This is a genomic window from Paenalcaligenes niemegkensis, assembly GCF_022230885.1.
GTDB classification, from domain to species: domain Bacteria; phylum Pseudomonadota; class Gammaproteobacteria; order Burkholderiales; family Burkholderiaceae_B; genus Paenalcaligenes; species Paenalcaligenes niemegkensis.
In genome coordinates, this window is sequence record NZ_JAKGCT010000005.1 from 72,692 (window position 1) to 91,041 (window position 18,350).

17 protein-coding genes and 5 pseudogenes are annotated in these 18,350 nt (G+C 52.0%); 8 read left to right on the forward strand and 14 right to left on the reverse strand.

Annotated elements, in window-relative coordinates:
* Positions 1–30 precede the first annotated feature (30 nt).
* The 4 genes from L1889_RS15935 to nudC all read right to left on the reverse strand — a co-directional run bounded on the left by L1889_RS15935 (position 31) and on the right by nudC (position 6,089).
* Positions 31–1,599 carry an ABC transporter substrate-binding protein gene (locus L1889_RS15935; RefSeq protein ID WP_238666027.1) on the reverse strand — a complete coding sequence of 523 codons (1,569 nt, stop codon included), beginning with the start codon at positions 1,597–1,599 and terminating at the stop codon, positions 31–33.
* 153 nt (positions 1,600–1,752) lie between these two features.
* Positions 1,753–3,234: a gamma-glutamyltransferase gene (ggt, locus tag L1889_RS15940; RefSeq protein ID WP_238666028.1), complete on the reverse strand. Its 1,482-nt coding sequence runs from the start codon at positions 3,232–3,234 to the stop codon at positions 1,753–1,755.
* A 127-nt stretch (positions 3,235–3,361) separates the two neighbouring features.
* The gene (locus tag L1889_RS15945; RefSeq protein WP_238666029.1) at positions 3,362–5,128 is read right to left on the reverse strand and encodes an IlvD/Edd family dehydratase; all 1,767 of its coding nucleotides are present in this window, start codon (positions 5,126–5,128) and stop codon (positions 3,362–3,364) included.
* Positions 5,129–5,285: 157 nt separating this feature from the next.
* Positions 5,286–6,089 carry an NAD(+) diphosphatase gene (gene nudC, locus L1889_RS15950; RefSeq protein WP_372871807.1) on the reverse strand — a complete coding sequence of 268 codons (804 nt, stop codon included), beginning with the start codon at positions 6,087–6,089 and terminating at the stop codon, positions 5,286–5,288.
* 366 nt (positions 6,090–6,455) lie between these two features.
* Here nudC and L1889_RS15955 point away from each other — a divergent pair, with 366 nt between their 5' ends.
* The 3 genes and pseudogenes from L1889_RS15955 (at position 6,456) to L1889_RS15965 (ending at position 7,998) form a co-directional block, all read left to right on the forward strand.
* Complete coding sequence (locus L1889_RS15955) at positions 6,456–6,773, forward strand: helix-turn-helix domain-containing protein (RefSeq protein ID WP_238666031.1); 318 nt, start codon at positions 6,456–6,458, stop codon at positions 6,771–6,773.
* Positions 6,773–7,044: pseudogene (locus L1889_RS15960) on the forward strand (HipA N-terminal domain-containing protein); the annotation flags it as partial. The gene L1889_RS15955 and the pseudogene L1889_RS15960, both read left to right, overlap by 1 nt.
* Positions 7,036–7,998 carry a type II toxin-antitoxin system HipA family toxin gene (locus L1889_RS15965; RefSeq protein ID WP_308217705.1) on the forward strand — a complete coding sequence of 321 codons (963 nt, stop codon included), beginning with the start codon at positions 7,036–7,038 and terminating at the stop codon, positions 7,996–7,998. The pseudogene L1889_RS15960 and the gene L1889_RS15965, both read left to right, overlap by 9 nt.
* Before the next feature lie 46 nt (positions 7,999–8,044).
* Here L1889_RS15965 and L1889_RS15970 read toward each other — a convergent pair whose 3' ends face one another.
* From L1889_RS15970 to L1889_RS15985, 4 genes and pseudogenes are all read right to left on the reverse strand, one after another.
* Positions 8,045–8,524: a carboxymuconolactone decarboxylase family protein gene (locus tag L1889_RS15970; RefSeq protein WP_238666032.1), complete on the reverse strand. Its 480-nt coding sequence runs from the start codon at positions 8,522–8,524 to the stop codon at positions 8,045–8,047.
* Positions 8,525–8,609: 85 nt separating this feature from the next.
* A pseudogene (locus tag L1889_RS15975) lies at positions 8,610–8,840 on the reverse strand (GntR family transcriptional regulator); the annotation flags it as partial.
* Between the two features lie 15 nt (positions 8,841–8,855).
* Positions 8,856–9,743 carry a YghX family hydrolase gene (gene yghX, locus L1889_RS15980; RefSeq protein WP_238666033.1) on the reverse strand — a complete coding sequence of 296 codons (888 nt, stop codon included), beginning with the start codon at positions 9,741–9,743 and terminating at the stop codon, positions 8,856–8,858.
* A gap of 111 nt (positions 9,744–9,854) precedes the next feature.
* A pseudogene (locus L1889_RS15985) lies at positions 9,855–10,731 on the reverse strand (EamA family transporter).
* Between the two features lie 64 nt (positions 10,732–10,795).
* On the opposite strand from L1889_RS15985, the pseudogene L1889_RS15990 reads away from it, so the two are divergent.
* Positions 10,796–11,322: pseudogene (locus tag L1889_RS15990) on the forward strand (MarR family winged helix-turn-helix transcriptional regulator).
* A gap of 26 nt (positions 11,323–11,348) precedes the next feature.
* On the opposite strand, the gene L1889_RS15995 reads toward L1889_RS15990, so the two are convergent.
* Positions 11,349–11,768 (reverse strand): VOC family protein, encoded by a 420-nt coding sequence (locus L1889_RS15995; RefSeq protein ID WP_238666034.1) that lies wholly within the window; start codon positions 11,766–11,768, stop codon positions 11,349–11,351.
* A 126-nt stretch (positions 11,769–11,894) separates the two neighbouring features.
* On the opposite strand from L1889_RS15995, the gene L1889_RS16000 reads away from it, so the two are divergent.
* The 3 genes from L1889_RS16000 (at position 11,895) to L1889_RS16010 (ending at position 14,237) form a co-directional block, all read left to right on the forward strand.
* A complete protein-coding gene (locus tag L1889_RS16000; RefSeq protein ID WP_238666035.1) occupies positions 11,895–12,563 on the forward strand; it encodes a TetR-like C-terminal domain-containing protein in 669 nt (222 codons plus the stop codon).
* On the forward strand, positions 12,547–13,005 hold the full coding sequence (locus L1889_RS16005) for a YaiI/YqxD family protein (RefSeq protein WP_238666036.1): 459 nt from the start codon (positions 12,547–12,549) through the stop codon (positions 13,003–13,005). Before L1889_RS16000 ends, L1889_RS16005 begins: the two co-directional genes overlap by 17 nt.
* Positions 13,006–13,205: 200 nt before the next feature.
* Entirely contained in the window at positions 13,206–14,237 is a 1,032-nt protein-coding gene (locus tag L1889_RS16010) for a substrate-binding domain-containing protein (protein WP_238666037.1), read from the forward strand.
* Here the strand turns inward: L1889_RS16010 and L1889_RS16015 are convergent.
* The 5 genes and pseudogenes from L1889_RS16015 to L1889_RS18590 form a co-directional block, all read right to left on the reverse strand.
* Positions 14,234–14,940 (reverse strand): annotated as a pseudogene (locus L1889_RS16015) (sulfite exporter TauE/SafE family protein). The gene L1889_RS16010 and the pseudogene L1889_RS16015 overlap by 4 nt on opposite strands.
* The gene (locus tag L1889_RS16020; RefSeq protein WP_238666038.1) at positions 14,937–16,355 is read right to left on the reverse strand and encodes an amidohydrolase family protein; all 1,419 of its coding nucleotides are present in this window, start codon (positions 16,353–16,355) and stop codon (positions 14,937–14,939) included. Before L1889_RS16020 ends, L1889_RS16015 begins: the two are co-directional and overlap by 4 nt.
* Positions 16,356–16,371: 16 nt before the next feature.
* The gene (locus L1889_RS16025; RefSeq protein ID WP_238666039.1) at positions 16,372–16,860 is read right to left on the reverse strand and encodes a solute carrier family 23 protein; all 489 of its coding nucleotides are present in this window, start codon (positions 16,858–16,860) and stop codon (positions 16,372–16,374) included.
* Complete coding sequence (locus tag L1889_RS16030; RefSeq protein WP_257794021.1) at positions 16,848–17,414, reverse strand: solute carrier family 23 protein; 567 nt, start codon at positions 17,412–17,414, stop codon at positions 16,848–16,850. The genes L1889_RS16025 and L1889_RS16030 overlap by 13 nt, the downstream gene beginning before the upstream one ends.
* Before the next feature lie 17 nt (positions 17,415–17,431).
* Positions 17,432–17,719 (reverse strand): solute carrier family 23 protein, encoded by a 288-nt coding sequence (locus L1889_RS18590; protein WP_257794022.1) that lies wholly within the window; start codon positions 17,717–17,719, stop codon positions 17,432–17,434.
* A gap of 335 nt (positions 17,720–18,054) precedes the next feature.
* Here L1889_RS18590 and L1889_RS16035 point away from each other — a divergent pair, with 335 nt between their 5' ends.
* Positions 18,055–18,336 (forward strand): peptidylprolyl isomerase, encoded by a 282-nt coding sequence (locus tag L1889_RS16035; protein WP_238666040.1) that lies wholly within the window; start codon positions 18,055–18,057, stop codon positions 18,334–18,336.
* The last annotated feature ends 14 nt before the right edge of the window (positions 18,337–18,350 follow it).

Here is an 18,350-nt window from a genome sequence, read left to right on the forward strand (position 1 = left end):
GTACTCAACCTCTAATCAAAAGCTTGCGCCTTAGTTGTTTTTTTCGATATTCCAATAAACAGATACAGGGGTTTGCGGCAAACGTCCTACTGATTCGTGATGAGCCGAGTAGTTGTAGTAATTACCTAAGGGGATATAGAACACAAGCTCATACGCGCGTTCTTGTATCTTTGCGGCAATTGATTTTTGCTCGTCACGAGTGGTGGCCCTGGCAAAATCATCTTTCAGCTTTCCCATAAGATCATCTTGCGACCAGCCGTCGTAGCCTATTTCACCCCGAGTATCGAGGTTGATATTGGCGATAGGCGAAGTTAAATCCATCAGGCTCCATCCACCGAACGCTACGCTCCATCCACCTTCGGAGCTAGGAGTTTTGAGCTTGCGGCGGCTAAAGTACGTAGCAAAGTCCATTGATGGCATATCGACCTTCATGCCGATGGAACGCAGCACCTGAGCAGTCATCGGTGCCAGGCCTTGAAATGTCGGGTTATCCGTAATATTCAGGACTACCGTTGATTCGCCGTTGTAGCCGCCTTGCTTAAGCAGTTCTTTGGCTTTTTCAAGATCGGGCTCAACCACGCCTAAATCGCTGGCTAGAGGCGTATCGCAGCCAAACAGTGACTGGCAAACCTTATAACCGTCGGGATCACCAATCAGGGCATCCATGAAGTCCTGCTGATTGATCGCGTGCAGCGCAGCTCGCCGATTTTCAATATTATCGAATGGCGGCTGTAACCAATTAAGGCGGATGGCGGGGCTTTGCATGTCTCCCGACCGATGCACTACAACCGATTTTTTGTCTTGTAATAAACCGGCCATGTCGTGGTTGAGGCGTTCGATAATATCGATTTCGCCTTTCTGTAAGGCGTTTATCGCGGTTTGTGCGTCAGGAAACGAAATCCACTCTACCCGATCTACTTTGACTTCGCGGCCACCACTTAATGCATCCATGGGTTCAGGGCGTGGTGTGTAATCTTGATGTTTCTCGTAGACTACCCGTACACCAGGCTGGAACTCTTCTGCGACAAAACGCAGCGGTCCAGAGCCGATCACTTCACTAATGCTTTGATCTGAAGGTGTTTCGGCGATGCGCTTGGGCATGATAAAAGGAACATGTGAATTCCGTTTCGCAAGTGAATCCAGCATCAGGCCGTAAGGTTCGCTAAGCTGAATTTTGAAGCTTTTCTCATCAATCGCTTCAATACTTTCGGTGACCGCTCCAATGCGTCCACCCGTGATGTCACGATTGAACCAGCGCTTGAGGGATGCCACGACATCTTCGGCGGTTACCGGCGCACCATCATGAAAAATCAGACCATCACGCAGGTTGAACACCCACTCCAGCTGGTCTTCGCTAACCGAGTAGTCGCCTACCATTTGTGGCTTGGGTTCGTATTTGCTATCTAAAGAAAACAATGTTTCGTAGACGGCATAACTATGATCACGGGTGATGTCAGCGGTCGAGGTCATAGGGTCAAGCAGCCGCAACGACGCGTGGGTTGCCACTTTTAAAGTAACCGGTTCTTGGGCACTGACAGCTCCTGCTGGCGAGAAAGCCAGTACGGTAGCTGCAATCAACGGTTTATAAAATAATTTCATGTCTATCCTCCAGTTTTTAATTGTTGGGTTTTCCTTCGGGCCAGAAAGAAACCCCCGGTTTAGCTAATCCGCCTCCGATTCCCATTGGTGTTCCATCTGCTCTCCAACATGCCGCGCCAGTCATCGTGCCGGTAGCGTCAAATTGGATTGCATTCATACCTCCCCTATATGAGGGACAGGGCAGAGCTCGTGACCCATCTCGGTTAATTCTGTGCGCAGATCATCGGGAAAATGATGTTCCAGCTCGACGTGCTGGCCTTGAGTCCACACCCGGGGTGCTTCCACAGCTTGTTGCAAACTCATACCGTGATCGATGAGATTAACTACGCTTTGCAACGCAGAGGTATAGATGCGTGCGCCGCCTGGAAGGCCCAAGGCGAACCACGGTCGGTCGTCTTTGTACACAATTAGGGGTGATTGGGCGCTGGTTACTCGCTTGCCCGGCTGAATTGACATGGCGTTACCCGGGTGAGGGTCGAATAAATACATGTAGTTATTCATCATGACGCCAGTTCCCGGAACCACCATGCGCGCACCGAAAAGACTATTGATCGTGTGTGTTGCGCAGACGATATTTCCTTCGCTGTCAGCTACCGTGACATGCGTTGTATTGGGCGACTCATGATGTGGCAACGCCGAGGTGTAATGTCCTGCTTGAGATTGTTGGATTTGAGCCCAGCGCTTCGTGGCATAGGCTGCAGAGAGCAAGGTCTCTACAGGCGCAGCGATAAAGGCAGGGTCGCCCATGGCCTGGGCACGATCCGATGCTGCTATTTTCATAACTTCAAGCAGCAAGTGGGTGCTGGCGGTAGTACCAAACCCCAGAGCACGCATATCGACATGCTCCAGCAGTTTTAGCATCTGCAGCACATGCACTCCGCCCGAACAGGGAGGCGGTGGGCCCACTATCTCGTAGCCTCTATAGCTGCCCCGTACCGGTTGACGCCATACAGCCTGATAGGTGCGGATGTCGTTCATCGTCAATAACGTATCTACTTTCGGTAACCAGGTTTCTAACGCTGTGCCGAAGCTGCCGTTCCACAAAGCGTCCGCGCCATCCAGGGCAATTTGCTCAAGTGTCTGAGCATAGTCTTTCTGAATCAGCAGGTCGCCTGGTGCTAGCGGCTGACCTTTGGGAAGATAGATGGCCGACATTGCTGCGTCATTAGCCATATCCGCCAAAGCGTCTTTCAGACAGGCAGCAAAATAATGACTCACTGCAAAGCCTTCACGCGCGTGACGAATGGCTGGACCTAGTAATCTACCCCAGGAGAGCCGTCCATACTTGGCATGGGTTTCATGCCATGCCTTAAGGTTTCCCGGAACGGCAAAAGAACGAGGGCCGACACAATTTTCGCGTCCCTTTACCTCCATGTAATTGGGCCACGATTCGGATATGGGTTCATAGCAGTCTGGGGAGGCGCCTTTGGGGGCGCAGGAAAGTCCGTCTACTACGACGTTTTCCCCACTTGCGGTACGCAACAGTGTCGTGCCTCCACCCATAATACCGATCATCATCGGCTCAACGACCGTTAGTGTCAGTAATGCAGAAATCGCGCCATCAATGGCGTTGCCTCCCAGTGCGAGCATTTCGCTGGATGCCGACGACGCCAAGGGATGGTTTGTGACGCTCATTCCTTGCGATGCTACCGCCGGACTTTTGCTGGTTTTCGGCGGGGTAATACAAAATGTAGATTCTTTAGACCACATATGACTATCCTCTTTTTTAGTTGCCGTAGTCTACTTGCCCACTGCAGGGTGCTTAAATTGATTTGTTGGACGAAGCGGGGCTCGCCACAAGAAAATCGAAATCCGCACCTTTATCGGCTTGCAGTACAGTTTGTAGAAATAAACGTTTATAACCGCGGGTTACACCATGCCTTTCTAAGGCAGTAGGGATTGTCTCGGCTTGGCGAGAAGCTAGCTCTGCTGGGCTGATGAGAAGGTCAATGATGCGTTCACTGACTGAGAGACGAACACGGTCTCCGGTACGCACGCACATGAGGGGACCACCTAAGGCAGCCTCAGGCGTAACGTGCAACACAATCGTGCCGAAGGCCGTGCCACTCATGCGTCCGTCAGAAATACGAACCATGTCTTTTACGCCGGCAGCAGCAAGTTTTTTCGGGATGGGAATGTATCCCGCCTCGGGCATGCCAGGAGCACCTTTGGGGCCTATGTTCTTCAGCACCAAGACATCATCAGCGTTTACATCAAGATTCTCGTCGTCGAGGCGAGACACGAGATCTTCCATGCCATCAAAAACAACGGCGCGTCCTTCATGCTCCATGAGTGAAGGAGTTGCAGCAGATTGTTTAATAATGGCGCCACCAGGGGCTAGGTTACCGCGTAACACCGCGACGCCGCCTTGTGCATAAATAGGGCGATCAAAAGGACGAATCACTTCGGTGTTGTAGCTGTCGTCGTACTGGTCAATGATGTCGCCCATGTTTTGTCCGCTGACCGACAGCGCGTCCAAATGTAGCAAGGGCCGCAACTCACGCAGCAACGCCGGCATTCCGCCTGCTTTATGGAAGTCCTCCATATAGAATTGACCTGTTGGCTTCAGGTTCACCAAAACTGGTGTTTCACGGCCCATTTGATCCAGGCGATCAAGGTCTACGGTCAGGCCCAGTCGGCCTGCGATTGCGGCTAAGTGCACAATTCCATTAGTGGATCCGCCTAAAGCCAACAGCACACGCATAGCGTTTTCAAAAGCTTTATACGTGAGTATTTTGTCGATACCTTCGCCAAACTTGGCTAACTCCACTGCACGAGTACCCGTCTGCTCGGCAGTACGCATGCGATCAGCGGTGACGGCGGGAGGGGTCGCGCCCCCAGGCAACATAATCCCTAGCGCTTCTGCGAGGCAGGCCATGGTGCTTGCCGTGCCCATCACAGAGCAAGTGCCTACACTGGCTACGAGTTGATTGTTTACAACGCCCACTTCTTGCTCGGACATTTCGCCCGCACGAAACTTTCCCCAATAGCTGCGGCAATCCGTACAGGCGCCCAGCCGAGTTCCCTTATATGAACCCGTCAGCATCGCTCCAGTGGCCAATTGTATGGTGGGAATTCCAGCCGACGCAGCCCCCATTAATTGAGCCGGAATCGTCTTGTCGCAGCCGCCTATTAAAATAATGGCATCCATGGGTTGCGCTTTGATCATTTCCTCCACGTCCATCGACATGAGGTTACGCAAATACATGCTGGTCGGCGTAGCGAAACTTTCGTGTATGGAAATGGTGGGGAAATCCATGGGCAAGCCGCCTGCAAGCATGATCCCACGCTTTACCGCAGCAAGTAATTCTGGCATGTTCCCGTGACAAGGATTGTAGGCGCTAGCCGCACCCGCGATACCAATAATGGGACGATCCAAGGCATCATCAGTATATCCTGCACCTTTGAGAAAAGCTTTACGCAAGAATAAAGAAAAGCCTTCATCGCCATAAGAAGTTAGTGCCTTGCGCATGCCTTTGGCCGGGCCAGAGCTGGGGATTGTTGTCTCTTTGTCATCGTTATTACTCATATCAATACTTAAGCCCTAAAAGCCATTGTCAGTTATTGATCCGAATCTTACGCATGGAAAGAACTTATAAAAAGCATCTAGTCATTGCTTCAAAGCATAATATTTTTATTGTTTTGTCAGCAAAGCTATTAACTGGCTCTGCTATCTGCCGAGATAGTTAGTGTTGATGTGAAGTGGGCTTCGGCAAATTTGCCCTCACTAAACGGCCAGCAATAGATTCAGTCATAGGAATCTCGGGCAAGGCATCTCCCGGACCAAACCAGCGCGCATCGGTGATTTCGTCCTCTTGGATGCAAAGTTCGCCGCCGGCGTACTCGGCTGTGTAGGCGATCATGAGGGAATGCGGGAAGGGCCAAGACTGACTGCCGAAATAGCGCAGGTCTTTGACCTGCAGGCCAACTTCTTCGAGCACCTCGCGGTGGATCGCCTCTTCTATGTTTTCCCCTGCCTCGACAAAGCCGGCCAGTGGGGAGTAACGCGCGGTGCCGTATGTTTTATGGTGCGCCAGCAGTATTTCGTCGCCTCGTTTGATGAGCACCATCATGGCAGGCGAAATGCGCGGGTAGGCAGAAAAACCGCAGGCGGGACAGTGAAAACAGAGTTCTTTCTCCGACTTGCGCATGGGCGTCGCACAGACACCGCAATACCGGTGGGTGCGCACCCACTCTGACACTTGAAAGGCCCGACCTGCCAGTGCACCGTCTTCACCAAGCTCGGTCATGGCAGCCCGAAGCTTGCGAAAGGCAAAGCCTGCCGGCGCCTCGACGTCGCGGGCGACATGGCAGGTATGGTGCCTGGAGTCAGCCGAAAGCTGTATTAAATGAAGTGCGTCGGGCCCTGCGCCTATAAGGGCACAGGTGTCAGCGTCGGGAAAGTCGCTGCCCGATTCGCATAAAAGAAGCTCGTCGCCACGGAAAATGAAATTCACATTGTCTTCCTGATTATCTATGCGACGTATCATACCCTTTCATAAGCTTTTCGCCATGCCAGCTCTCAATAATGGCGTTTGAGCTGTTGCCGATTTTTTAATTTGCTTTAGGTGCGTATAAGCGAGTTGGTGGGCTGCCAGTACGCATCCACGGCTTTTGCACACGTCATTGCGGCGTAACTGGCAATATTCCATGTCATCGGGGTATCAGGGCTGGTCCATTCTCAGGAACGAGGGGCTGATATTTGATATATTTTTCTATATAAATAAAATATATGATCTATTAGCATATATCAGATACTTCATTTACTCATTTACTCATTTACTCATTTACTCATTTTTCATGATATAGTTTTATATATCAAAATGAGGGTGTGATGCAAAATCACGCATCAGTTTATGAGCTATAACCTCGAACACTTCTCCGACCGCTTGCGGCAAGCACGCATTGCTAAAAACTTGAGTCAACGCGAACTCAGTAAATTAGCTGGCGTGCCGCAGTCGCACATCTCCAGGATTGAAAGCAATCAGGTAGATCTGCGGATCTCGAGTTTGATCGCCATTGTCAATGCCCTGGATCTGGAAGTGGCACTTATCCCGCGTAAGGCTATGCCAGCTGTGCGGTCAATAGTGCGTCAAGTCGCTAGTAATACATCCATTCAACGGTCGGCCAGCGAAGCCAAGCCCGCCTACACCCTGGACGAGGACGATCAGTAATGACGGATGTTTCCACCTTGACCGTCCGACTCTACAACGAGCCTATCGGCACTCTCACCTATGTCGGCGGCGAACGTACCTTGTTCGTGTTTAATGACATCTATATCAATGACTCAAACAGACCGACGCTAAGCCTGAGCTTTAAGGATACGTTCGGTCAGTTGCTGACCGACTTCAAACCTTACCGCAGCAAACTCATGCCCTTTTTTCCAACTTGCTGCCTGAAGGGCATTTGCGCCAATATCTGGCTGACACGGCAGGCGTGCACCCAGAAAGGGAATACTTTCTATTAGGTGCGCTGGGCCAGGATTTGCCTGGTGCCATCACTGTCACCACCGAAACCAATCAAGCATGGCCGAATGTATCCCGTACGAATCCCGACGATGTCACGTCAACTGCCATTGAGCATGCTTTGCGATTTTCTTTGGCCGGCGTACAGCTGAAATTTTCCGCTGTCATGAGCGCTTTGGGCGGCTTGACGATTCCCGCACGAGGCATTGGCGGGCATTGGATTGTCAAACTGCCTTCTCGGGATTTTAGGCATGTACCTGAGAACGAGTTTTCCATGATGGCATTGGCCAAAATGGTGGGCATTGATGTTCCTGCCATCGATATTGTCGATGTTGACACTATCAACAATCTGCCTGAAGGCATCAGCCACTTGGGTAGCAAAGCATTTATCATTGAACGCTTTGACCGCACGGACGAAGGCCACAGCATTCACACGGAGGACTTTGCCCAAGTGTTCGGCGTGTTTCCGCAGGCCAAGTACGAGAAAGCCAGTTACCGCAATCTGGCCAGGGTCATCGCAGCCGAGTCCGGTGACGGCGGCATCGCCGAGTTTATCCGCAGGGCGACGTTTAATGTTCTTATCGGCAATGGCGACATGCACCTCAAAAACTGGTCGCTTATCTATCGAGATCGACAGCATGTAGAGCTGTCGCCTGCCTACGACTTTGTCTCCACCATTGCCTATATTCCGGAAGACAGATCCGCCCTGACATTCAGTCGTGGCAAGGCATTCACGGACTACACCTTTGACGAACTGGAGCATTTGGCCGCTAAAGCTGCCTTACCACGCAAGCTGGTGATGGGTACCGCGCAGGAAACCGTTGCGCTTTTTATGCAACGCTGGGCCAGCGAGAAGAATCACTTGCCCATGGATAAAGATGTACGAACCGCAATTGATAAACACCTTAAAACACTGCCAATTTTGACCGCGTAACCCTGATACGGTCGACTTCTCTAGGCAAACACCGTAAATTGCCAACTCACTTCAGTCCCGCCTTATCTAGCCCAAACGCGGCATCCATTGAGCCCGGTACGTTCCGAAATGCCACTGACAAGCGGTTCCAGCTGTTGATGGCAACAATGCGGAATGTAAGGTCGGTCAGCTCCTTCTCGGAAAGTTCGTTGCGGACGGCGGTATAGATCTCATCAGAAATACCGTGTGGTGGCAGTTGGGTAACGGCTTCGGTCCATTCAAGGACGGCCCGCTCGCGTGTCGAAAAGAGCGTGGATTCACGCCAGACGGCGATATGGTGAATTCGCAGCTCGCGTTCACCACTGATTTTTGCCTGCTTTACATGCATATCCAGGCAAAATGCACAGCCATTCAGTTGCGACGCACGAATGTCGATCAAGTGTTCCATTTCTTTATTTACTTCGCTGCTCTCAAGCGCGACACTGAACTCTTGAAGTTTCTTGCCAAAGGCTGGGGCAAGACTGTAATAATTCAACCGCTGGGTCATTTGGGTCTCCTTCAAAAAATATAAGAGTCGCCAATATCGACGGCGACTGCATCAATGGGGCTACATACCAGATAGTGCTGGCTTACCCGCGCGCTAATACATAGCCCTCTGCGCTTAACAATGCATAGGCCACTGCAACGGTGCCACGCGCTAAGCCAAGCTCTTTAGCAAGGGACCTTGCCGACGGAATACGATCGCCAGGCTTGAGAATTCCCTCAGCAATGGCGTGTCTGAAGCGAGAATATAACTGCCGATACAGGGGGTCTGTACTAGCGGGATCCAAAGTAAATTGCAGAGGTGGATAAGGTTTTGGCATGGCTCAATTCAAGCATCACCCCAAATACCGCTTAAACCATTCAATACTACGACTCCACGCAAGCTCTGCCGCTTCCTTGTCATACCGGGGCGTTGAGTCGTTGTGGAATCCGTGGTTAGCGCCGGCGTAGATGTGGGCCTCGTAGACCTTGTTATTCGCTTTGAGGGCATCCTCGTAGGCGGGCCAGCCTTGATTGATGTTGGGGTCATGCTCTGCATAATGCAGTTGCAGAGGAGCCTGGATGCGGGCTACGTCCTCGGGGCTGGCCTGCCGTCCGTAAAACGGCACGGCGGCTGCCAGTTCCGGGTAGGCCACAGCGGCGGCGTTTGAAACGCCACCGCCGTAGCAAAAGCCGATAATGCCGACTTTTCCTGTTGAGTCTTCGCTTGTGGACATCAGTTCGATCGCGGCGAAGAAGTCATTCATCAGCCGCTCTGGATCAACTTGCTGCTGCAGCTCACGCCCTTTGTCGTCATTGCCCGGGTAACCGCCTTTTGAGCTGAGTCCATCTGGTGCAATCGCCAGGAAGCCGGCTTTGGCGAGACGGCGCGCAACATCTTCAATATAGGGGTTCAACCCCCGGTTCTCGTGGACCACGACCACGGCGGGCAATTTGCCCTCGGCGTTGGCGGGTTTGACCAGGTAGGCACGAACGGTGCCGTTACCTTGCGGCGATGAGTAGCTAATGTACTCGGCCGTAATGTCCGGATCGGTGAACATGACTTGTTGAGCCCATGCATAGTTAGGTCGCATGGAAGCCAGAATAGCCGTGGCCGTTAGACCACCGATGGCGAATTTGGCGGCCCGGTTCAGAAACTCGCGCTTGCTGATGGCACCATGCACATAAAAGTCATACAGCTCAAGCAATTCCGGGGAGAAGTCTTTGGCGGTCAGTCTCGACATGGTGCCTCCTTGTTGGGCATCGTGATGGATTATTGCAGCCAGTAAAACGATTACACACCTAAATAGCTGTCATGCTCAATAGCTTTTGTTCTGGGTGAACCATTTACTGGCTCAAACCGGCCGACTTGCCGCCCACTGCACTACGAGCACACTCACCAGCACCATTATCAGCCCCACAAAGGCCACTCCGGTAATTGCCTGTGAAAGTACAACCCAGCCAACGATCACCGCAGTTAAGGGGCTGAGCAGGCCCAGCGATGACACGGCTACACTGGATAAGCGGGCGATGCCTTTAAACCAGAGTACATAGCCCAGCATGGCGCCGACCACGCTGAGGTAGACATAGCCTAAGGATTGACTCATAGAGAGCGCCGGAAGAGGGTCGTCTGCCAACCACGCTACGGGAGCGAGCAGTAGCCCGCCAAGCAGCAGTTGCCAGCCTGTAAGCGCAAGTACTGACATGCCCAGTTGCCAGCGGCGGGCAAGCCAGGTGCCGGTGGCCATGCAGATGGCGCCCAGCAAGGCTGCGCCTATGCCGATGGGTTCAAATACGGTTTGTGGTGATAGCAGCAGAATGGCCATGCCAACGACTCCGGCTATGGCCGACAGCAAGGTAATCCGGGTTGGTGATTTGCTTTCAACCATCCAGATCAGACCCATGATCAATATAGGCTGTATGGCACCCAGCACTGCTGCCAGCCCCCGGTAAGCGGTAGGCTGCCACGAAGAGCAGTGCCTGGAAGATGCCGATATTCAGAGCGCTTAGCGTTAACAGTCGAAACCACAGGTGGCGAGCGGGAATTTCTCGTGTGATCAGCACCAGCAACAGGCCCGCTGGCAAGGCACGGATAAGTGCTGCCGTAAAAGGACGGTCAGGCGGCAATATCTCGGAGGCGACGATGTAGGTGGTGCCCCAGATCATCGGCGCAAGGGCAGTGAGCAAGACAGCCCGCCACAAAGAGGATGGCGCGATAGTAGTGGAATTCATGGGAATCTATCTTCAATTCAAGTTATTATTATTCTGAATGCCAATTACCTTGAAGTCAAGATAAATGAAATCTGAAACTCGCAAAATACAGCCGGATGCAGTGGACCGTATCCTTGCTCAGTGGGCGCGTGAACGCCCTGATCTGAACGTTAGTCCCATGGGCCCTATTGGTAGGCTCAAACGTTGCGCAGCCCTGCTGGAGCAACAGCTGGAGCCGGGCTTCATACAGTTTGAGCTTAGTTTCTGGGAGTTCGATATGCTTGCAACCCTGTTGCGCTCAGGCGCGCCTTACAAACTGAGTCCTACCGAGCTTTTTCTACTTTGATGGTGACGTCGGGAACGATGACGCACAGGCTCAAGCGTTTAGAGAGTCGTGATTTTATACACCGTGTGGTGAATGAGCAGGACGCGCGCAGCATGCTGGTGCAATTGACGGATAAGGGCCTGGCTCTGATCAATCGTGCAGTTGAGTCGCATGTAGAGAATGAGCGTCAAATACTGTCGGCGTTAAGCGATCAAGTGCTGGCCGACTTAAACTCGAATTTATCCGTTTTTCTGCAGGCCCTGGAAGCGCAGAAACGGGATAAGTAAGCCGCCCGGCGCGTCCTGCCACTTCTCTAGCCGTGATTTTTTATTCCACTGTTGACCATCCAGGTGACGCCATATTTATCTTTGACCATGCCAAAAGCGTCGGCCCAGAAGGTGGGCTCCCACGGCATGATGGTAGTGCCATCTGCAGCCAGGGCGTCAAAGACATAAGCTGCCCGGGTGGTGTCGTTGAACGCCAGCGCCACCGCAAAACCATCTATAGGTCCGGTGGGTTGGTCCGGGCACCCATCTGAAGCCATAAACAGGCCATCATCGAATTTAAGTTGTGCGTTCATAATACGATCAGCCACTTCAGCATTGAAGTGCTGCTCAAAATCCGGCATTTCTGAAAAACGGCTCATGTTGAGTTCTCCGCCAAGAACCTGCTGATAAAACGTCATTGCTTCAGCTGTGTTGCCATTGAATATCAAATAAGGATATACCTGCATGTCATTCTCCTGCCTAAAGGAATTGAACGAGGGGCTTTGCATTACAATGTGTACGACGTTCACATAAATTAGCATAGGCTGTAGAATCGAAGCAATACGCTAATCTGAAAAAATACGTAAAATTTTATGAGTAACAAACAGCAGAGCAGGCCGCGCACGACTTACAGGCATGGCAATCTGAAGCAGGCTTTACTGGATGCCGCTTTGGATCTCGCCCGCGAGCATGGACCAGATGGCATTGTGCTGCGCGAGGCCACTCGCCGGGCGGGAGTTGCCTTTAGTGCAGCGTATCGGCACTACGAAGGACAGCGCGATTTGCTGGATGCCGTACGCGCCGCGGCATTGGCGCAGGTCGCGCGCTCCATGGAGACCGAAATGTCTGCATTGGGACCTTTTGACTCCTCACCTGAGTACGCTAGGAACAGTTTGCGTGCCATTGGCCGGGCTTATATACGCTTCGCCCTGGATGAGCCAGGCTTGTTCCGTACGGCGTTTGTGATTCCCTTCAGCTTAGATGAAGATACCTTGCCTTTGGTGCAGGCGGATATGGGCTTGAACCCTTTTCAGTTGCTGGGGATGGCGCTGGACCGCATGCAGGCAGCGGGTCTATTGTCTGCTGCCCAGCGTCCGCAAGCGGAGTTTTTAGCCTGGTCGGGGGTGCATGGCATGGCCATGCTGATGCTTGATGGCCCTCTTCGGGACTATCCTGAAGCGCAGCTTAAAAATTTGTCGCAGCGTTTGCTGCTAATGGTGGAGCAAGGTTTACAGGATGGACGTGATGCAGATTTGGGTTGATGCGGATGCTTGTCCGGTCGTGGTAAAAGATATTCTGTTTCGCGCGGCAAAGCGCTGGCAGCGGCCTTTAACGCTGGTGGCGAATCAGATGCTGCATACGCCGCCATCGCCTTTGATTAAAGCGGTGCAGGTTCCACGAGGCTTTGATGTGGCCGATGACTACATCGTGTTGCACGCCAGCCCTGGCGATCTGGTCATTACAGGCGATATTCCGCTGGCTGCGCAACTGGTCGAGAAGAGCGCTTTCGTGCTGAGCCCCCGAGGTGAGCGTTTTACCGCCGATAATATACGTGAGCGCTTGTCGATTCGGGACATGCTGGAAGAATTGCGAGGGGCGGGTGTGGAGACGGGCGGGCCGGCGGCCTTTAGTCAGGCTGATCGGCGCGAGTTTGCGAATGCATTGGATCGTTTGATGATGATGTCGCTACGTAAGTCGTTGTAGCTCTCTATAAAAAGGACTTTGTTCTTATTCTGCCTCGGCAGTGTCATCCGTGTTCAAGGCTTCGCATATACTTCAGGCAGGCAACGGTAAGGCAGCCGCTATTTCCAGTTTGCTTGCGATTAATGTGAGCTAAGGGTATTGGCTAAGGTGAATAATAAAGTGCAGTTTCTACCATTTAAATCCGCAGGAGTCAGTGACGCATGAAGGGCGACGATACTGCGCGCCGTGTGACTATACGCGATGTATCCAGAGTAGCTGGTGTTTCGCTGACGACAGTATCACACGCGCTGAACGACCGGGGTGCGGTAGATCCTGTGACTCGAGCTATGGTGAAACAGGTTGCTGAGAAGTTGGGCTATACGCCCAATGTGCGTGCACAGCGTTTACGTTCTGGGCAATCTAATAGCATCGCTATTGTGTCTGCAATGCCGTTTGCGGTTTCCGGTGGGCAGTCCAGGCTCGGCTTCATGATGGAGATTGCCGCCATAGCGGCGGAAGAAGCCATGAAGCAAGGGTTAGCGCTGGTGTTTGTGCCGCCTTTAGAGATTGCAGCTAACTTACTTCAGCGCTTGGATATTGATGGCGCCATCGTAATCGAACCTTTGGCAGACGACCCCAGTATTCGACTGTTGCAGGATCGTGGCGTGGCCTTGGTATCCATCGGTTCTCAATCGGGGCCAGATAGCGTCATTCCTTATGTAGACTTGCATTCCGAGGCAACAGCTACCTTGCTGTTGGAACATCTTTATGCCCGAGGCTGTCGCCGAATTGCCCTGTTGCAGGGCACTGCAGCACGGAGCTCTTATCGCTCTAACGCCCAGGCATATAAGAAATTTATCGATGTACATGGCTTGGAGCATCGGTACGCTGAAGCCGACGAAGAGGATGGGGAGGAGGGTGGAAGAAAAGCATGCCAAGAACTATTTATGCGCTATCCCGACACGGATGCGATTTGTGTGCCGGTTGATGCCTTTGCCACAGGTGTAATGCGCCAAGCGGCAGCCATGGGGAAGCACATTCCTCATAACCTGATGGTGGCAACTCGTTACGATGGACTACGGGCACGGACAGCAACGCCTCCGCTAACAGCGATTAATCTGCATTTGACGGATATTGCCTCGCTGGCTGTTGAGCTTCTTTTTGAGCATATTTCTGGCAACAGGCACCGAAGCTGTGTTGCGGGGCCTATGCCAGAACTGGTTGCGCGGCTTTCTACTGGATCATTTGTTTAGCTGGAAAAGATAACGAACACGCCTGACATAAACGCAAAAATCAATACACCTAAACGAAGCGTTCGCTGATTGATTCGAGCATGTATTGCATGACTGGCTAGCATCCCCAGCAATAGCGCAGGCAAGCACCATAGTGCGTACTCTAGGTGTTTCCAGGCAATATTATCGGTAACTGCCAAGGCAATAAGCGAAATGATCTCGCCTACCAGAAAGCATAGCGCCACGGTTGAACGTAGGGTGGAAACCGGCGCATGCTGGTAAACCAAGGTCAGTGGAGGCCCCCGATACCGGTTGCGGTTTCAGTAATGCCAGTTACCAGACCCGTTAAAGTGAAAGCCTTTTTCCCAGGCGTGAAGGCCGGTACAGTGAGCGAAACGATAACTGCAAGAATAGTGCTGATGCCGACGACCATATTCAACCAGTAGCTGGAAAGCAGCACCAAGACCCACAACCCTGCAAAGGTGCCTGCTAATCGGCCCACAGTAATCCAACCTGCTCCGCGTATATCAATGGCTTTGTATTCACGTAAGGCCACGTAGGCATTTAAAGGCAGCATTAAATATAACAAGGCGCCCGGTATCATATCTGCCTGTATCAGGGCGAGTATGGGTACGACGATCAGGGCAAACCCCATGCCCGTAGTGCCCTGAATAAAAGCGGCGATAAATACTGTAGCTGTTATCAAGGCGAAATGGGCGATCATAACGTTAGTACACTCTTTTCCTGACGTTGGGTGCGATGCAGAGCAGAAGGGGCATGCAGCTTCTGAATATTCGCATTGCTAATGGCATGCTCGGCGATGCTATTGATTTCGTCCATCAACGCCAGGGCGTCCCAATCAATAGGCCAGCCTTCCCAAAGGCGCAGTTTTCCGTCAACGAATACCGCTTGTATCTGGTCACGTGCGGCCATGCGTACGAGCTCCCATGGAATATCCCAGGATGGAGTCATTTCAGGTACGCGTATATCGAGCAGTAAAAAATCTGCCTGTTTCCCTGGACTAATGTCGCCAATTTCTTCTCCTAAACCTATGGCATCTGCGCCTCCACGGGTGGCCATGTCCAACCATAACCAGCCTCCACCGCAGGAAGAATCACCCACAGCCATTCCGAAGGCGAAGCGTTGAGCTGCTTCTGCGTAATCCATGAGGCGGAAGGCGTCGCTGCGGGTGCCGTCGGTACCGAGACCTAATCTAACATTTTGCATGCTCATGGACTCAGCAGGTGCGACGGCATTGCCTTTCCATGCACTGGCCACCGGGTTATAGGCAACCGCGCAGCCTCGATCAGCCATGATTTTTATTTCTAATGGCGTCACCAACGTGGCGTGAGCGAGCAGGGTCGCAGGCCCTAAGGCGTTGACGTTGTTCAGATGCTCAATAGGTCGCAGGCGATTCGTATTCAGCGAACGCTCAACTGCGACCAGATGCTCATTGGCATGCGTTTGAAACACACGACCTGCCTCTTCGCATAGTTGATAGACGCTTGCCAACATGGCATCACTAGCGACCTCGGGTATGGAGATTGCCAGGGAAGGCGTGATCAGTGGATGATGTTCCCATTGGGACAAATGCTGCACGGCACGACGTTGAATCGGGATAGGGTCAACGATTTGGTCATTCACCTTGTCATTGCAAATCAGGCCAAGCACGCAGCGCAAGCCAGCATCTGTCGTGGCGTTAACAATGGCGTCCAGCCCTTCTGAAGATCTTGTGCCTGCGTCACACACGGTAGTGAAACCACCTCGCAAGGCTTCTAATGCAGCGAGCTTTGAAGAGGCATATAAATGATTGGCATTCAAAGTGCTTTCCAAGGGCACCCATACGCGTTTAAAGATTTCAGATGGTTCCCCGAAAACCAGCGATTTTCCATATGACTGTGTCAGATGGTGATGCGAGTCTACAAAGCCTGGCATTAAAAGTTTGCCGGGCAGCTCTACCCTTGGCCTATCCGGGTATTGTTTAAGGATGAGGCTGCGAGGGCCAGCCGCGATGAATAGGCCATTCTCTACGACAACGGCATGGTCGCGTACGGTGCCCTTGTCTAACAGCAGCCATTCGGGCAAAAACACATTGGCTTGTTGTAGTGTTTCCAGGTTTGTGGGAAAAAGCGATTTCATGAAAATACCTTCTTGTTTACTCTTGACTGGGTAGTGGGCTGGCGGCGGGCAGGGCTGTACGTCTTTTACCCAGGTGTACGAATACAAAATTAAGCACAGCAGCGGTGACGGCACCCATGGCAACACCATTGGCCATCAACAGCCGCAACTGGGAGGGAACATGTTCGTAGATTCCAGGAACTACAATAGGAAGCAGGCCCATAGCCAGAGCGGTCGAGACCACATACATATTGCCGTGCTCGCGCAGATCGACTTTACGCAGCATATCGATTCCCATGGTGCCGACAATAGCGAATACCAGCAGGCCGGTCGCTCCGATGACGGCTCCCGGAATGAGGCTGATTAACGAAGACAAAGGTGTGAACAGGCCAAATAGCACTAAAAAACCTCCGGCAACGGCAGTGACGTAGCGCGAGCGGACATTGGTGGCACGGATAATGCCAATGTTCTCTCCACTTGTGATGATGAGTGAGGTACCAAAGATTCCGCCTATCAACGAGGCCAAACCATCTCCACGTATGGTCTTGGGAACGTCAAGCTGCTGTTCTTGTTCGGTTTTTTCCCCAATACCTCATTTAACGCTACAGTCTGTCCAGTGGCTTCCACCATAGAGATGAGGGTGAAAATTAATAGTGGAGTAGCAGCAATAAGGTTGAATTTAGGTGAGCCAAAAGGAAAAGGTGTCGGAGCGGCAAGCAATGGTGTGAGCGAGACCTGATCAATTGACATCAGGCCCATAAGCGCTGACGAGAAGGCCCCCACCAGCAAACCGAGCAGAATGGTTAACTGGCGACTGGTGCCTCGCAGCAGGCGTGAAAATAGCAGCGTAGAGGCAATGGTGATGAAGGCCATCAACAGATTGACTGGGCTTCCGAAATCTGGGGATCCTGGTGCACCTGCTATAAGTTTTCCAGAAATTTGTGCGAGATTGATGGCAACCAAGATCAGCATCACGCCAATGACCAACGAAGGGAAATAGCGCAAGAATCGCTTGAAAATCGGCACAATCAAGAAATACAGGAGGGCAGCAAGAATGACGGCTCCAGACGCTGTCTGCAAATCGGTTTGTTGTGCTATCAAAATAAATAAAATGATAGGCGCGCCCCCGGCAGCATGACAAAGGGTAGGCGTGCGCCGAATCCAAGAGGGCCAAACGATTGGATGAGCGAGCCCAAGCCGCATACGATGAAGGTGGCGCTTAATAACTGGATGGTTAGCTCAGGTGTAAAGCCCAGCGCTTTGCTCATCAAGAATACGGAGGCAATCGGCGATGCCGCCATCACAACAACGTGCTGCAGCCCGAAAGCGAGCATTTTTTGTGGAGATTGAATTTCGTCCACTGGCGAACATGTAGAACCTTGCATGGTTGTCTCCTTCGGCAGCGATGATATTGCATATCTGTGCCGTTTTGTTTGTCGTTATATTTTTATATAAAACGTTTTGGTTGTGTATAAACTGTCAACCAAAACGTTTTGGTAGTGTAGTTTGAACTTGTTTTTCATGCAAGATCTAAGTGTGAGTTTTAGCAGCCGAAGGACCATGTGGGGCGTAGACCTTCATGCTCGCATTGCAGATTTAGCGGTATAAGCCGTTTGGCGATATGGCGCTGGGTCTTGCCTTTAAGCTCAAATTCCAGAAGCCTGAAGCGCCGCAGCTCGAATTGGGTTAACCTTTCAGAACGTTTATTAAGGAGCATTTCATGGCACAAGCCTCAGCAAGTCACATCCTCGTCAACAGCGAAGAAAAAGCGCAAGAATTGAAGACCGAAATTGAAGGCGGCGCTGATTTTGCGCAGCTGGCTAAAGACAATTCCAGCTGCCCGTCTTCCCGCCAGGGCGGCGAGTTGGGCAGTTTTGGTCGCGGCCAAATGGTTGCAGAGTTTGATGAAGTGGTTTTCAGTGCGCCCGTGGGCGTTGTGCAAGGCCCCGTTAAAACTCAGTTTGGCTACCACCTGATCCTGGTGACTGAGCGTAACGACTAAGGCAACCAGCCTTA